The organism is Microvirga soli (genome assembly GCF_016734765.1).
GTDB lineage: Bacteria > Pseudomonadota > Alphaproteobacteria > Rhizobiales > Beijerinckiaceae > Microvirga > Microvirga soli.
The window spans coordinates 28,102-43,310 of sequence record NZ_JAERQE010000025.1 but is presented as its reverse complement, the minus strand read 5'-3'; the positions used below and the strand labels follow the sequence as shown (position 1 = coordinate 43,310).

At 61.0% G+C, this 15,209-nt stretch carries 15 protein-coding genes; 5 read left to right on the top strand and 10 right to left on the bottom strand.

Translation table 11 applies throughout. From position 1 onward, the window contains the following. The first annotated feature begins 360 nt into the window (after positions 1–360). A complete protein-coding gene (locus JKL45_RS19090; protein WP_201863173.1) occupies positions 361–1,014 on the top strand; it encodes a LuxR C-terminal-related transcriptional regulator in 654 nt (217 codons plus the stop codon). Between the two features lie 651 nt (positions 1,015–1,665). Further along, positions 1,666–2,307, top strand: a complete 642-nt coding sequence (locus JKL45_RS19085; RefSeq protein WP_201863172.1) for a LuxR C-terminal-related transcriptional regulator — start codon at positions 1,666–1,668, stop codon at positions 2,305–2,307. A 185-nt stretch (positions 2,308–2,492) separates the two neighbouring features. Here the strand turns inward: JKL45_RS19085 and JKL45_RS19080 are convergent, their stop codons facing one another. The 6 genes from JKL45_RS19080 to JKL45_RS19055 all read right to left on the bottom strand — a co-directional run bounded on the left by JKL45_RS19080 (position 2,493) and on the right by JKL45_RS19055 (position 8,871). Beyond that, a complete protein-coding gene (locus JKL45_RS19080) occupies positions 2,493–4,133 on the bottom strand; it encodes a GMC family oxidoreductase (RefSeq protein ID WP_201863171.1) in 1,641 nt (546 codons plus the stop codon). A 68-nt stretch (positions 4,134–4,201) separates the two neighbouring features. Continuing rightward, positions 4,202–5,176 (bottom strand): branched-chain amino acid ABC transporter permease, encoded by a 975-nt coding sequence (locus JKL45_RS19075; RefSeq protein WP_201863170.1) that lies wholly within the window; start codon positions 5,174–5,176, stop codon positions 4,202–4,204. Positions 5,177–5,180: 4 nt separating this feature from the next. Then, on the bottom strand, positions 5,181–6,068 hold the full coding sequence (locus JKL45_RS19070; RefSeq protein ID WP_201863169.1) for a branched-chain amino acid ABC transporter permease: 888 nt from the start codon (positions 6,066–6,068) through the stop codon (positions 5,181–5,183). A gap of 6 nt (positions 6,069–6,074) precedes the next feature. Next, complete coding sequence (locus JKL45_RS19065) at positions 6,075–6,782, bottom strand: ABC transporter ATP-binding protein (protein ID WP_201863168.1); 708 nt, start codon at positions 6,780–6,782, stop codon at positions 6,075–6,077. Further along, the gene (locus tag JKL45_RS19060) at positions 6,775–7,533 is read right to left on the bottom strand and encodes an ABC transporter ATP-binding protein (protein WP_201863167.1); all 759 of its coding nucleotides are present in this window, start codon (positions 7,531–7,533) and stop codon (positions 6,775–6,777) included. The genes JKL45_RS19065 and JKL45_RS19060 overlap by 8 nt, the downstream gene beginning before the upstream one ends. Positions 7,534–7,662: 129 nt before the next feature. After that, positions 7,663–8,871, bottom strand: coding sequence for an ABC transporter substrate-binding protein (locus tag JKL45_RS19055; RefSeq protein WP_246498683.1), 1,209 nt, complete (start codon positions 8,869–8,871; stop codon positions 7,663–7,665). A 308-nt stretch (positions 8,872–9,179) separates the two neighbouring features. Here JKL45_RS19055 and JKL45_RS19050 point away from each other — a divergent pair, with 308 nt between their 5' ends. Then, positions 9,180–10,670 carry an NAD-dependent succinate-semialdehyde dehydrogenase gene (locus tag JKL45_RS19050; RefSeq protein ID WP_201863166.1) on the top strand — a complete coding sequence of 497 codons (1,491 nt, stop codon included), beginning with the start codon at positions 9,180–9,182 and terminating at the stop codon, positions 10,668–10,670. A gap of 61 nt (positions 10,671–10,731) precedes the next feature. Here the strand turns inward: JKL45_RS19050 and JKL45_RS19045 are convergent, their stop codons facing one another. Continuing rightward, complete coding sequence (locus JKL45_RS19045; RefSeq protein WP_201863165.1) at positions 10,732–11,529, bottom strand: HAD-IIB family hydrolase; 798 nt, start codon at positions 11,527–11,529, stop codon at positions 10,732–10,734. Between the two features lie 191 nt (positions 11,530–11,720). Between JKL45_RS19045 and JKL45_RS19040 the strand changes: the two genes are divergently transcribed. Next, positions 11,721–12,974 carry a glycerate kinase type-2 family protein gene (locus tag JKL45_RS19040; protein ID WP_201863164.1) on the top strand — a complete coding sequence of 418 codons (1,254 nt, stop codon included), beginning with the start codon at positions 11,721–11,723 and terminating at the stop codon, positions 12,972–12,974. A gap of 14 nt (positions 12,975–12,988) precedes the next feature. On the opposite strand, the gene JKL45_RS19035 is transcribed toward JKL45_RS19040, so the two are convergent. Next, positions 12,989–13,693: a sensor histidine kinase gene (locus JKL45_RS19035; RefSeq protein ID WP_201863163.1), complete on the bottom strand. Its 705-nt coding sequence runs from the start codon at positions 13,691–13,693 to the stop codon at positions 12,989–12,991. 437 nt (positions 13,694–14,130) lie between these two features. Here JKL45_RS19035 and JKL45_RS19030 point away from each other — a divergent pair, with 437 nt between their 5' ends. Beyond that, complete coding sequence (locus JKL45_RS19030) at positions 14,131–14,307, top strand: CsbD family protein (RefSeq protein ID WP_201863162.1); 177 nt, start codon at positions 14,131–14,133, stop codon at positions 14,305–14,307. Positions 14,308–14,350: 43 nt separating this feature from the next. Here the strand turns inward: JKL45_RS19030 and JKL45_RS19025 are convergent, their stop codons facing one another. Continuing rightward, complete coding sequence (locus JKL45_RS19025; protein ID WP_201863161.1) at positions 14,351–14,581, bottom strand: sulfurtransferase TusA family protein; 231 nt, start codon at positions 14,579–14,581, stop codon at positions 14,351–14,353. After that, positions 14,578–15,207: a molybdenum cofactor guanylyltransferase MobA gene (mobA, locus tag JKL45_RS19020; protein ID WP_201863160.1), complete on the bottom strand. Its 630-nt coding sequence runs from the start codon at positions 15,205–15,207 to the stop codon at positions 14,578–14,580. Before mobA ends, JKL45_RS19025 begins: the two co-directional genes overlap by 4 nt. Between the last annotated feature and the right edge of the window lie 2 nt (positions 15,208–15,209).

The following is a 15,209-nucleotide window of genomic DNA, read 5'->3' as shown; positions in this document are numbered from 1 at the left end:
ACCTGGGTTCAGGCGAATGTTGCTGAATGAAGGTAGCATCTAAGCAAATATTCCGTCTTAGAAAGACTTGTATTGGGTGCTTGGCAGATGATCTTATTGGAGATGGTGTGCGCAGAGTAATGTGAACGATGTATGGGCTGGTATTGTATTTCTACCTCCTAAGCATAGTTCTTTACCTCTTTATCAGGGATGGTTGAAGGAGCGCGATTTTGTACACTTAGAGGTAATCTCTGCGGAAAGGCACATCGCATGTCGAACCTGTTGCCAGTCACTACCGTCTTGAGCTGCAAGAATTCGATGCTCCGCGAAGGCTTGAAGCACATTCTCTCCAGTACACGGTTCAAGCTGCACTCGGAGGGAATGACCCGCGACGAGATCATTCTGGATCAAAATGCGCCGGGTTCGTCTTTCCTGGTCATTCTCGATGCAAATCTCTACCCGGCAATGCTGGCTCATGGGATAGCTTCTATCAAGGAGCAGTATCCTCAGGCGCGCGTTGTGGTTCTCTCCGACAGCTTTAACCTTGATGATATGAAGTCGGCATTCCAGTCGGGAGCGGACGGCTACTGCCTTGCGACGACAGGGTGCGAGGCTCTTATCAAGTACCTCGATCTTGTCATGCTAGGCGAGGTGGTTTTCCCATCAGCGGCATTCCTCAGCGCGATCTCGGACACCCGGGACCAAGCAGAGAATAAGGAACCGTTGGCGATCACGGTTCTCCCCGCTCACCTTCCTCTGGGCCTCGAGTCCCATGACTCGCCCATACGGACGCTCTCAAGCAGGGAGTCCGAGATCCTGCAGTGCCTTATGCAGGGAGCGCCGAACAAGGTGATTGCACGCAAGCTCGATGTCGCAGAGGCAACAGTCAAAGTGCACATCAAGGCCATTCTCCGCAAGATCCGGGTCGCCAACCGAACGCAGGCTGCCATGTGGGCCGTCAATCATCTTTCTGGTGGAAGCGAGGCTCCGTTGCCAGCCTCCAGTGAGAGATTGGCAGCACACGGGTTGCGCTGAACTGCCTCCAAGGCTTGATGACACAGGTTGGGTGTCGCATCGGCGGTTGCCGAATGCGACACCTCTTAGAAGGAGCCTGAGCAAGGTTTCTTCTGGCTCGCCCATGATGGCAGCCACGCATGGCCGAAGATGTCTGGCCATCCAGAGCGCGCATCCTGATTTGTACTGACGCACCTGATGGCCCGCAGTTAAATTAGATCTCCTGACGGCTGCAGAGTATCCATAGAGAGCGAATATAACCTCTCATGATGTCGATACTTAATTATATTGAGTGTCTCTTGCCGCCTGACTAACGCCACAGGCATCCGCACTCTGCTCTTGTAATATTATTTCCATTTTATACCTTTTGATGAACGATTGTTAAAATGTTTTGAATGGGTATTGATTGCTTCTAATAAGATTATAAGCTACATAACTTAAGGGAAATTTTACTTTTTGCTTCACCGAATCAAGACCAGAAAGGCATCTGCGATGCGGAACACCTACGATCTTGATAGTCTTCCGCATCCAGGTGCCTCTTCGGCCAAGGATGTCGCATACTCGAGGTATATGGAACTGGCGCGTTCGGTTGAGCCCTCTTCGGCGGACCATATCGCAACAAGGTCTATCAGGACATTTCTCGTCGAGCCCAACGCCCTGTTGCGAGAGGGCTTGAGAAGAATTCTCTCTGAAACCGTCTATGCTCCCTCGGTTGCAGCTGGAACCTTCGATGAGGTCAGCTCCCAATGCGGGCCGGACAGCGGCACGGTTGTCCTCATCGCGGATGCAAGCCGCGATCATGAGGGGCTTTGCCGCCAGGCGAAGCTGCTGAAAGAGCAGAACCCGAATGCAAAAGTGGTGATGCTGGTCGACCAGTATGACCTGAGCCACGTGCTCACCGCTTTCCGTTCAGGAGCAGATGCCTACCTCAAGAAGTCCATATCCTATGAGGTGCTCGTCAAATCGCTGGATCTCGTTCTCCTGGGGGAGGCCATCTTCCCCGGTGCGATCATCGACCTCCTGCGCGAGCAGGACGCCCGCGTCGAAGAGAGCAGGCAGGCATCGGCCGCGGATGGACCTCAAGAGCTGAGCCCTCCGGCAAAGGGCCTGTCCGTCCGTGAGACGGTTATCCTGCGCTGCCTGATGGATGGCGACTCGAACAAGATCATCGCGCGTAAATACGACATCACGGAAGCCACTGTGAAGGTTCACGTGAAAGCCATCCTGCGTAAGATCCAGGCCAAGAACCGAACTCAGGCGGCGATCTGGGCAGCGAGCCATCTGTCTGCGAGCCGGGGGGCAACCGTCAGCTGATTGGTTCGGTTGCTGGGTTCGTCGTTTAAGGGAGCCAACGGCTCCCTTTCTTTTTGGCACAAGCAACAGAGCTTCGAAGAGCCTAAAGCATTGGACGTGAATTTGAACTCACGTCTGATGCTTTAAGTTTTTGGTCTGGCGCATCTTTTTAAGCAGAACCGGTATCCACTTTTGCGGTCGATGCTCTAGGCCAAGCGGAGCACCTCGACGCGGGTCGGCGCCTGATCCTCCAGAATCATCGCAGCTCCCTTATCGGCAATCATCAGCGTGGGTGAATTCGTATTGCCGCTCGTGATTGTCGGCATGATCGATGCATCGATGACGCGAAGGTTCTCGATGCCGCGGACCCTCAGGCGTGCATCGGTCACGGCCATCGGATCGCTGTCGATACCCATCTTGGCCGTGCCCACAGGGTGGAAGATCGTTGTGCCGATGTCCCTGGCACCCTTAAGGAGTTCCTCGTCGGTCGTGAGTGCCGCACCTGGCTTGTACTCCTCGGGGCGGTACTTCTGAAGCGCCGGCATGGAGACGATCTGCCGGACGAGGCGAAGGGCATCCACGGCCACCCGCTGGTCTTCTTCCGTCGAGAGGTAGTTCGGACGAATGGACGGGGCTTCTCCGGCGGTGCTGCTTCGGATCTGGACGGTGCCGCGGCTGGTGGGCCGCAGGTTGCACACGCTCGCCGTAAAGGCCGGGAAGGGATGCGGATCCTCGCCGAACTTGTCGAGCGACAGCGGTTGGATGTGGAACTGGAGGTTTGGAGTGGCGTAGTCCGGCGAGGAGCGGGTGAACGCTCCCAATTGCGAGGGCGCCATGGTAAGCGGCCCTTTACGGAAGAGGGCATATTCGAGTGCCATCTGTCCCTTCTTGAACAGGGAGCGGTACTCCTCGTTGAGGGTCCGTACGCCGCTGACCTTGTAGATGGGCCTCAGCTGGAGATGATCCTGCAGGTTCTCGCCGACGCCTGGCAGGTGGTGGACGACGTCAATTCCGTGTTCCTTCAGGAGGGCACCGTTGCCGACCCCGGACAGTTGCAGGAGCTGCGGTGACGCAATGGCGCCCGCAGACAGAATGACCTCCTTGCGGGCCAGGATCCGCCGCAGATTGCCGTTCTGCAGGATCTCCACGCCGATGGCGCGCTTCCCCTCGAAGAGAATACGCGTGGCATGGGCGTGCGTCTCGACCTTCAGATTGGGGCGCGACAGGGCCGGCCTGAGGAAGCCGCGGGCGGACGACCAGCGCCGTCCGTTCTTCTGATTGACATGGAAGTAGGAAACGCCCTCGTTGCTGCCCGTGTTGAAGTCGCTCGCTCGGGGGATGCCGGCCTCGACGGCGGCTTCGATGAATGAGTCGAGGATCTGCCACTGCATGCGCGGTGCCTCGACCCGCCATTCTCCGCCCGCGCCGTGATGCTCCCCAACACCGAGGTAATGGTCCAGGTGATGGCGGAAGATTGGCCGCACATCGTCCCAGCCCCATCCTTCGAGTCCCAGTTGGCGCCAATTGTCGTAATCCTCACGCTGGCCGCGCATGTAGATCATGGCATTGATGGCCGAGCAGCCGCCCAGGACCTTGCCGCGCGGGTAGTTGAGGATGCGGCCATTCAGGCCCACTTCCGCCTCTGTCTTGAACATCCAGTCCGCGCGCGGATTGCCTATGGCAAAAAGATAGCCGACCGGAATGTGGAACCAGATCCAGTTGTCCTTGCCGCCGGCCTCGAGGAGGCAGACCGCATTGCCCGCATCCTTGGACAGGCGATTGGCCAGAACGCAGCCGGCCGAGCCGGCACCGATGATGACGTAATCGAATGTTTGGCTGTCTGGCATGATCCAGCTCAATCAAGTGGGCCGGCGCTCACGGCAGGAGCGCCGGCAGGGTTCCGATGCCCCTTGAGTTACGCGGCGCCTTTCTGCCTGCGCTTCATGAGCTCCAGGATTTCGCCGACGATTCCCCGGCGGAACAGCAGCACGCAGATCACGAAGATGATGCCGATCAGCACGGTCACGGGGAAATTCCAGGCCGCAAAATATTTCTGCAAGGCGATCACCAGGCTGGCGCCGACAACCGGGCCGATCAAAGTGCCGATGCCGCCGAGCAAGGTCATGAGAATCACCTCGCCGGACATCTGCCAGTTCACGTCCGTCAGGGTCGCGAACTGGAAGACGATCGCCTTGGTGCCGCCCGCTAGGCCCGCCAGGGCCGCCGACATGACGAAAGCGCCGAGCTTGTACCGGTCGACCCGATAGCCGAGCGAGACCGCCCGCCGTTCGTTCTCGCGAATGGCCTTGAGGATGTTGCCGAAGGGCGAATTGACGATGCGCCAGATGATGAAGAAGCCGAACAGGAAGATCGCCAGGGTGACATAGTACATCGTCAGCGGCTCGTTCAGGTCGAGGATGCCGAGCAGGTATCCGCGCGGCACGCCCTGAATGCCGTCCTCGCCGTGGGTGAAGGGCACCTGCAGGCAGATGAAGGCGAACATCTGCGACAGGGCGAGGGTGATCATGGCGAAGTAGATGCCCTGGCGACGGATGGCCAGGAAGCCCATTAGGAGACCCATGACGGCAGCGCCCGCCACGCCGAGCAGGATGGCGGCCAGGGGCTCCCACCCCCACACCTTGGCCGCATGGGCGGTGAAATAGGCGGCTCCGCCGAAGAAGGCAGCATGGCCGAAGGAGAGCAGCCCCACATAGCCGATGAGCAGGTTGAACGCGCAGGCGAACAGCGCGAAGCAGAGTATGCTCATCAGGAGCACGGGGTAGAAGAAGAACGGCGCCGCCAGCAGGGCCGCAATGGCGATCGCGCCCAGCACCTTGGAGGAGGTGCGCAGCTTCGGTTGCTCTGCGATATATTGGGTACCGACAGCCATGATGTTACTCCTCCCGCCCGAAGAGACCCGCCGGCCTGACGAGCAGAACGATGGCCATGATTACGAAGATAACGATGCTTGAGGCTTCCGGGTAGAACACCTTGGTCAGGCCTTCCAGAATGCCGAGCACATAGCCCGTTATGATGGCGCCCAGGATCGAGCCCATGCCGCCGACCACCACCACGGCAAACACGACGATGATGAGGTTTGTGCCCATGAGTGGGCTGACCTGGTAGATCGGCGCGGCCAGCACGCCGGCAAAAGCGGCAAGCGCGGCTCCCAGGCCGTAGGTGAGCGTCAGAAGCAGCGGCACGTTCACGCCAAAAGCCTGAACGAGTGTGGCATTCTCGGTTGCCGCACGGAGATAGGCGCCAAGCTGGGTCTTCTCGATGAGAAGCCACGTGCCGATACAGATGACAAGGGAGGCGACCACCACCCAGCCGCGGTAGATCGGCAAGAACATGAAGCCCAGGTTGACACCCCCTGACAGTTGCGAGGGCGCGGCATAGGGTTGTCCGGCTGCCCCGAACCAGTGACGGAACGCGCCTTCGAGAATGAGCGCGAGGCCGAAGGTCAGGAGAAGGCCATACAGATGGTCAACACCGTAGAGCCGGCTCAGCATGGTGCGCTCGATGACGACGGCGACCGCCCCGACGACGAGAGGCGCCACGATGAGGGCGAGCCAGTAGTTGATGCCGAGATAGTTCAGGAGCAGGTAGGCCACAAAGGCACCCAGCATGTACTGCGCGCCATGGGCGAAGTTGATGACCCGAAGCAGGCCGAAGATGACCGCCAGGCCGAGGCTTAGCAGGGCATAGAAGGAGCCGTTGATCAAGCCGATGAGGATCTGGCCGTAAAGCGCCGGGGTGGGAATACCGAAGATTGTGCTCATGATGCTCTACACCCCAAGAACTTCGTGAAGCTCGTCCATGCGCGCATCGAGTTCGTGCCCTGGGAACGAGTTCACCATACGCCCATCCTCCATGAGGTAGAAGCGGTCAGCCACCTTCTTGGCGAAGCGGAAATTCTGCTCGACCAGTAGGATGGTCATGCCGCGTTTCTTGAGTGCCATGAGCACGTCGCCGATGCGCTGGACGATCACAGGCGCCAAGCCCTCTGTGGGCTCGTCGAGAAGAATGATCTTCGCGCCCGTGCGCAGGATCCGGGCGATGGCAAGCATCTGCTGCTCGCCGCCGGACAGCTTCGTGCCCTGGCTCGAGCGCCGTTCATGGAGATTAGGGAAGAGGGTGTAGATCTCCTCCACGCTCATGCCGCCGTCCGACACGGTCGGGGGAAGAACCAGGTTCTCGGAAACGCTGAGGCTCGCGAAGATGCCGCGTTCCTCCGGCACATAGCCGATGCCGGCCTGCGCCACCTTGTGCAGCGGCAGGCTGAGGAGATCCTTGCCGCGCAGCCGGATGATACCCTCGCGGCGACGCAGGATGCCCATGATTGCGCGCAGGGTCGTGGTCTTGCCGGCGCCGTTGCGGCCGAGCAGCGTGACGGTTTCGCCCTCGCGGATGTCGAGGTCGACCCCGTGCAGGACATGGCTTTCGCCGTACCAGGCATTAAGCCCGCGGACTTCGAGGAGAGGAGCGCTACTCATGCTCGGTTCCCATATAGGCTTCGCGCACGCGCGGATCCTGGCTGACGGTATCGTAGGACCCGTCGGAGAGGATCTCGCCGCGGGCCAGAACGGTGACGCGGTCGCAGAGATCGGCGACGACGTTCAGGTTGTGCTCGACCATGAGCACGGTGCGGTTCTTGGCAATCCGCCGGATCAGGTCGGAAATACGGCCGATATCCTCATGGCCCATGCCGGCCATCGGCTCGTCGAGCAGCAGCATGGCCGGGTCGAGCGCCAGCGTGGTCGCGATTTCGAGCGCACGCTTGCGGCCGTAGGACAATTCGGAGGCTGTCAGGTCTCTGTAGGATGAGAGGTTCACCGCATCGATCAACTCCATCGCCCGCTCATCGAGGGTCGAAAGGGCGTTGGACGAGCGCCAGAACTGAGTCGCGAGGCCGGACGGGCGCTGCAGCGCAACGCGCACGTTGTCGAGCACGGTCAGATGGGGAAACACCGCCGAAATCTGGAAGGAGCGCACAAGACCCAGGCGGGCGACCTCGGCCGCCTTCAGCCGGGTGATGTCCTCGCCTTTGAACGTGATCTGCCCGCGGGTGGGCGTGAGAAACTTGGTGAGAAGGTTGAAAACCGTCGTCTTGCCCGCGCCGTTGGGGCCGATCAGGGCATGGATCGTGCCCTCGTTGACGGACAGGGTCACGTCCTTCACGGCGAGGAAGCCACGGAACTCCATCGTGAGTCCGGTGGCGCTGAGGATAGGTTGCGTACTGACCATAGGGTTCGGCCGCTACTCTCTGGATAAGGCGATGGTTGGTTCAGACATCATGCGCGATGCCGCCAGCTATCGCCAGACAGCAATAGAGGCAGGGCAGCGTTGCATGCTGCCCTGCCTCGTTCAAGGCGCTTACTGCGTGACCTGGCAGCCGCTGTCGGCAACCTTCATGTAGGCGCTGTCGCCAGGGATTTTGGCGAGCTGCTTGTACATGTCCCAGTCGCTCTTGCTCTCTTCCGGCTTCTTCACCTGGAAGAGGTACATGTCGTAGACCATGCGGCCGTTCGGCAGCACCTTGCCGTTCTTGGCGAAGATGTCCTGAACGGGCATCTCGTGCAGGAGCTTGGCAACCGGCTCGGTCGCATCCGTGCCAGCCTTCTCGACTGCCTTGAGGTACTGCAGCACGGACGAGTAGGTGCCCATGTGGATCATGTTCGGCATGCGGCCGGTCTTGTCCATGAACTTCTTGGCGAAGGCGCGGTTCTCGTCGCTCTGATCCCAGTACCAGCCCTCCGTGAGGGTCAGGCCTTGGGCGGCCTTGAGTCCTAAGCCCTTCACCTCGGCCAGCGTGAAGAGAAGCGCCGCGAGACGCGTGCCGCCCTGGGTGATGCCGAACTCGGCCGCCTGCTTGATGGCATTGGCGGTATCGAGGCCCGCATTGGCCATGCCGATCACGTTCGCGCCGGAGCTCTGCGCCTGGAGCAGGAAGGACGAATAATCGGTCGCCGCCAGCGGATGGCGCACGGCGCCGACCACTTGGCCGCCCTTCGACTTCACGAACTTCGAGGTCTGGTCTTCGAGGGAGTAGCCGAAGGCGTAGTCGGCGGTGAGGAAGAACCACTTGTTGCCGCCGTTCTCCACCAGCGCGCCGCCGGTGCCGACTGCAAGGGCGTGGGTGTCATAGGCCCAATGGAAGCCGTAAGGAGAGCACTGCTTGCCGGTGAGGTCGGTCGTGGCCGCACCGGTCGTCATGGTAATCTTCTTCTTGTCCTTGGACAGGCCCTGAACGGCCAAGGCGACCGAGGAGGTGGTCAGCTCCATGATGGCATCGACCTTTTCGGTGTCGTACCACTGACGGGCGATGCTGGCGGCCACGTCAGGCTTGTTCTGGTGGTCCGCGCTCACGATCTCCACCGGAACGCCGAGAACCTTGCCGCCGTAATCCTGCACCGCCATGCGGGCAGCTTCGACGGAGGACTTGCCCCCGAAATCGGCATAGACGCCGGACTGGTCGTTCAGGATGCCGATCTTGACCACGCCGTCGGAAGCCTGCTGCGCATAGGCCGAGGAGGCCAGGGCGGTGCAGCTGAGGGCAAACAGAAGCTTGTTGAGGATACGCATCGATTTCCTTCCCTTTATTCCCAAGGCAGATTGGTTCTGCCCTTGCTGGAGCCGCAGCATAAGGCCTGCGGGCGATGGTCAGAAAGGTACAGACACTTCGGTCGCGATCAATGAGAAGGGCGTTCATCCTTAAGTCGCAGAAGCTTTTGATCTTTTATCTATGTTCCACGCTGCGATCAGGATGATCCCGGAAACGTGACTGTTCTCGCGGCAACCCGGCTCCGCATTGCCCGCAGTTCCCAAGTCAAGGGGCGGCCCTTATATGACTTTCAACATTTCCGTCGTTCTTTATCAGCTGGAGCTCTGCCATGACTGCGCATGCGAAACCTGTGGACCGTGGTGCCTTGGAATTGCGGGACCCGTCGCTTCTGGTGGACCGGGCCTATGTGGCCGGCGAGTGGGTAGCAGCCCCGGATGGGCGCACCTTCCCGGTCACCGATCCCTTCGACGGAGCGCTGATCGTCAATGTCCCCGATCTCGGCGTGGAGGCTGCCCGCAAGGCCATCGACACCGCGCATACGGTGCAGAAGGAATGGGCCAAGCGCACGGCCAAGGAGCGCAGCGCCATTCTGCGCCGCTGGTACGACCTCATCATCGAGAATGCCGACGATCTGGCTCTCATCCTCACCACCGAACAGGGCAAGCCTCTGGCTGAGGCCAAGGGAGAGGTGATCTCGAACGCGGCCTACATCGAATGGTTTGCCGAGGAAGCCAAGCGCATCGACGGCGACGTCATTCCCGGCGCCAGCCCGAGCCAGCGCATCCTCGTGCTCAAGCAGCCGGTGGGGGTATGTGCGGCCATCACCCCGTGGAACTTTCCCAATGGCATGATCACCCGCAAGGTGGGACCGGCGCTGGCCGCCGGCTGCACCATGGTGCTCAAGCCTGCAGCGCAGACCCCGCTCTCGGCGCTGGCGCTCGCCGTGCTGGCCGAGCGGGCCGGGGTACCGAAGGGCGCCTTCTCGGTGGTCACCACCACGGACGCCAAGCCCATCGGCGAGGAGTTCTGCCACAACCCGAAGGTGGCCAAGATCACCTTCACCGGCTCCACCAATGTGGGCCGTTGGCTGATGAAAGAGGCGGGTGACAGCATCAAGCGCCTGTCGCTGGAACTCGGCGGCAATGCGCCATTCATCGTGTTCGACGATGCGGACCTGGACGCGGCCGTGGAGGGCGCCATGGCGTCCAAGTTCCGCAATGCAGGCCAGACCTGCGTGTGCGCCAACCGGATCTACGTGCAGGAGAGCGTCGCCGAAGCCTTTGCCGCAAAACTCGCCGCGAAGGCCAAGAGCCTCAAGCTCGGTCGGGGCACGGAGGCCGGCGTGGCCATGGGGCCGCTGATCGACGAGCGCGCCGTAACCAAGATGGAGGAGCATGTGGCCGACGCTCTCGCCAAGGGCGGTCAGGTGCTGGTGGGCGGCAAGCGCTCGGATATGGGCAGCACGTTCTTCGAGCCGACCGTGATGACGGGTGTCACGCAGGCGATGAAGGTGACGAAAGAAGAGACGTTTGCGCCCCTGGCGCCGATCATCACGTTTGCCGACGAGGCCGAGGTGATCGGAATGGCCAATGCCACGGAGTTCGGCTTGGCCTCGTACTTCTATGCCAAGGACATGGCTCGCGTGTGGCGCGTGGCGGAGGCCCTGGAGAGCGGCATGGTCGGGGTGAACACGCCTGCGCTCGCCAACGAAATGGCGCCATTCGGCGGCGTGAAGCAGTCGGGCCTGGGCCGCGAGGGCTCCAAGTACGGCATCGAGGGCTTCCTCGAGATCAAGTACATCAACATCGCCGGTCTCTGACGGCAAACAAAAAAGCCCGGCTCAGCCGGGCTTTTTCTTGCCTGGAGGTAGGGAGAGCCTTTTAGCCTTTTGCCTTGAGCAGCAGATCGGCGAGCTCCGCAAAGCCTTCGCCCGAGTGGCCCGCCGTGATGTAAGCGGGTTTGTGGGTCAGCCGGTGCGCGAAAGCCTGGATGTTGGCCACGCCGACGCTGAACGGGAATGCTTCGAACATGGGTTCGTCATTGGGGGAATCGCCCGCGTAGACCACGGCGTTTTTCGCCTGCTCCCAGTCCATACCGAACATGTCGGCCAACAGGGTCTTGGCCATGCTGAGCTTGTTGTACTCGCCGAACCAGCCGTTCACGTGAATCGAGCTCACCTTCGCCTGTGCGCCGGCCTTCTCGAAGATGGACACGATCCGGTTCACTTCCGTTTCCGGCAGAGCGGGCACGTCCTCGCAGAAGTCGATGGCCAGATCCGCCAAGCGGTAGGCCTGGTCGCTGGCAAGCGCGCAGCCCGGTACGGTGCCCAATACCTCTTTCTCGATGGCATCGAGCCTGATCCGGTTCTGCCTCAGCTCCTCGGGGCTGGCCCAGAAGTGCTGCTGCATCTTTTTCCGCTCGCGATCGTAGCGGAAGTAGAAGGCGCCGTTCTCGCCCACCACCGCATCCACCGGCCACATGCGGGCGATGTGATCGCACCAGCCCGCCGGACGACCGGTGACCGGGATGACGATGAAGCCTGCACGATGCAGCTCTTCAAGCGCCCCATAGGCCTTCGCCGTCAGCAGTCCCTCCGTGGTCACCGTATCGTCGATGTCGGTCAGCACCACGCGAATAGAGCGTGCCGCCGCCAGCGGAAGCTGCGAGAGAGGCTTCATGTCACGAGTTCCAGGATAGAGGGGCAGGAGAGCGGCATCGTTAGGGGCATCCTTGTTGAAAGCAGCTGTCATCGGAATGGTGAGACGGCTAACGGTGGTTCTTTAAGCACAAGCGAGGGGCAGCCTCCAAGACCTTTGATCGGTGCTCTCGACAGGCTTCACGGGCGCGATTTCTCACGTAAAGTGACCTCATGCACAATGATCGCGACATCCTCCATGCCTTGTTCGAAGCAGCCCTGCAGGCGGCGCTTCCCGATGGAAAATTCGACGGCCGCCTTCCTGAGAAGCCAAAGGGGCGGACCATCGTGCTCGGGGCCGGCAAAGCGTCGGCCCGTATGGCGGCGGCCTTCGAGGAGGCCTGGGCCCGCACCGGCGGAACCTGCGAGGGGCTTGTGGTCACCCGCTACGGACACGCAGTGCCAACACAATCGATCGAGATCGTGGAGGCGGCCCATCCTGTTCCCGACGAGGCCGGTCTGCAGGCGGCGAAACGAATTCTTGCGCTCGCCCAGGAGGCGGGACCGGACGATCTTGTCGTCTGCCTGATGTCGGGTGGAGCCTCGGCGCTCCTGTCCCTGCCGGCCGAGGGCGTGACGCTCGCCGACAAGCAGGCCCTGAACCGTGCCCTGCTGAAATCCGGTGCGCCCATCGGCGAGATGAATCTCGTGCGCAAGTCGCTCTCGGCCATCAAGGGGGGCAGGCTGGCAGCAGCCGCAGGCCGGGCGCAGCTCGTCACCTACCTGATCTCCGACGTGCCGGGGGATGATCCTGCCAGCATCGGATCGGGCCCGACGATCCCCGAGAGGATCGACCCGGAGGTCGCCCTTGGGATCCTGCTCCGGTACAACATCGATGTGCCGAGCCATGTGGTGCAGACCATCCGAGCGAGTGCTGTCACGGAGCCTGTGGCGGGTGGTGCTGTTCATATGCTGGCGACCCCCAAGATGGCGCTCGATGCAGCAGCCGCCAAGGCGCGTGAGTTGGGCCTGAACACTCTCGTTCTCGGCGATGCCCTGGAAGGAGAAGCGCGCGAGGTCGGGCGCGTCATGGCCGGCATTGCACACTCGGCGCTCATGCATGGAGAACCTGCCCGAGCGCCTTGTGTCCTCCTGTCGGGCGGCGAGACCACCGTGACGGTCCGCGGCCAGGGACGTGGCGGCCGCAACGCCGAATTCCTGCTGTCCCTGGCTCTTTCCCTGAAAGGCGAGAGCGGGATCTCTGCCATTGCGTGCGATACCGATGGCATCGATGGGTCGGAGGAGAATGCAGGCGCCTGGTGCGATGGCAGCCTGATCGAGAGCGCCCGGGCAAAGGGCATCGACCTCACCGCCCATCTCGAGCGGAATGACGCCTACACGGCGTTCGCGCAGCTCGACAGGCTCGTTGTGACAGGGCCGACGCTGACCAACGTGAATGACTTTCGCTGCATTCTCATCCGTCCATAACAGTCGGAATGTCTTCAGATGGAGTAGCTGAGTCCCGTCGTGTTCGTTTCCGGCACGATCAGGCTCACCTTGGTGCCGCGCTTCTCGCGACTGTCCACCTCAAGGTTTCCGCCATGGAGCTTGAGGATGTACCAGGCAAGGCTTAGGCCCAGGCCAGTGCCGGGCAGCTTCTTGGCATTCCGGCCGCGAAAGAAAGGCTGCAGAATGAAAGGCAGATCCCGCTCCGAGATGCCGATGCCACGATCCTTGACGGTGATCCTGACCATGCTGTCTTCCCCACGGGCCGTCACGTCGATCTGCTGATCCGGCCGGGAATACTTCATGGCGTTCGACACGACGATGACGAGCGCCTGTTCCAGCAGAACCTGATCGCCGATGATCACCTCGGGCAGGTCCCTGATATCGAGATGAATGGGCCGGTCGGGTTCCTGACCTCCCTGTTCGCGACAGACCCGCTTGATGAGTTCCAGAGGGTTGAACTCGCTGGGATTGAGCACGATTCCGCCGGCGCTGGCGCTGGCGCTGGCGCTGGCGCTGGCGCGGGTGTAGGATAAGATCGTCTCCACCAGCTCATCGAGCCGCAGGCTCGCCCGCCAGATCTTCTCGGCTCTGGTTTGAACGTCGATGGGGCTGAGCCGGTCGGCCCGTCTTATGAGCCCCTGCGCCAGAGCGTTGATCGTCGACAGGGGCGTCCGGAGCTGATGCGCCAGCAGTGCCAAACGATCCAGTGGAGGCGCCTTCCCACGCGTTCCCGAGCGAGACGCAGCATGACGAAGGGATTTCAGTGACGATTTGGATGGTCGAGCAGCGGACACGAACACGCAACCTATAACTTTATAACGTAATCTTACGAGTCGTTCCGAATTAGAGCGCTAATATCCGATGTCCATCCCCCGACAAGCGTTCCACGGCGCCGATGTGCCGTGGAACACATATCTATGTAATGATTGCACGTGTGAAGGTAAAAGCGTGGCGGTGTCGCTGAGCGCGCAGTAGAAGGAATAGCAAGAGTTTCCCATCTTTCTTCCGCGTTGCGTTTGCTTCGCGTGATGGCAAAGTCAGTTTGCTCGATAAACATTGATGATATCGATATTCTGCAAGAACTATTGGTGTCTATAGGCGTTGATATCTCAGATGGTAACACTGGGAGACAGACATGGATCGCGATCGCAGCGAAGGCAGCATGAAGAACATCAAGGGTCGGGTGAAGGAAGGGCTCGGCAAGGCTCTTGGCGACTCGAAGATGGAAACTGAAGGCAAGATGGATAAGACCGAGGGCAAGATCCAGAACACCATTGGTGGGATCAAGGATTCGCTCCGCAAGGACACCTGATCCTCGGGACGTTGATAAAAGGCCCGGCATTGCCGGGCCTTTGTCATGCCGGCGGGCCGGCCTTGCGGATCACGAAGCTGATCGCGGCGTTCTCCTGCCGTTGATCCTCCAGAATGTCGCCTGTTTCGCGGATCAGGTTCGGAACATCAATGCCGGCCAAGGGGTCCGTGCAGACGACCCTCAGCAGGCTGCCGGGCTGCATGGCATGAAGGGCTTTGCGGGTGCGCAGGACCGGCAGGGGGCATTTCAGGCCGGACAGATCAAGCTCGGTCATTGCCTCGCCTCCTGTAAGGCCAAACTCTCTGCATGGCTCAGGTCCTCGGGCGTGTTGATGTTGAAGAACGGATCGATTGGGTCCACCGGCCACGACACTTCGGCATGCCCATGATCGTTCAGCCATTCCCTGATGCTGCGCATGCCCCTTTCGACAAGAGAATGCCGCAGATCGTGTCGCAATGAGATCGGCCAGAGGCCCACGGCGAAATGGGTCTGTGAACCCGAGGCGGCACAGGCGATGGGCTTGCGGCTTTCCTCGCAACCCTCGTGCAGCCGCAGCACCAGATCCCCCGGGAGGAAGGGCGTGTCGGCCGGTGCGCTTACAACCCAGGCGATGTCCGGCCGATGAGCGGCGCTCCACTCGAGAGCGGCCAAGATTCCGGCAAGCGGCCCCGGATGGCCTAGAATGGAATCTGGGACGACGGGAAGCCCCATCTGAGCGAACAGGTCAGGATCGCAGTTGGCGTTTAGGATCACCCTCCTGCATTGCGGGCCAAGGCGCTCAACCGCGTGCTCCACCAAGGGCCGCCCTGCAAGAGGCAGAAGAGCCTTGTCGTTGCCGCCCATGCGCCGCGAGAGCCCGCCTGCCAGGATGACGCCGAGGGTCGGAGGAGGCAGGCTCATGC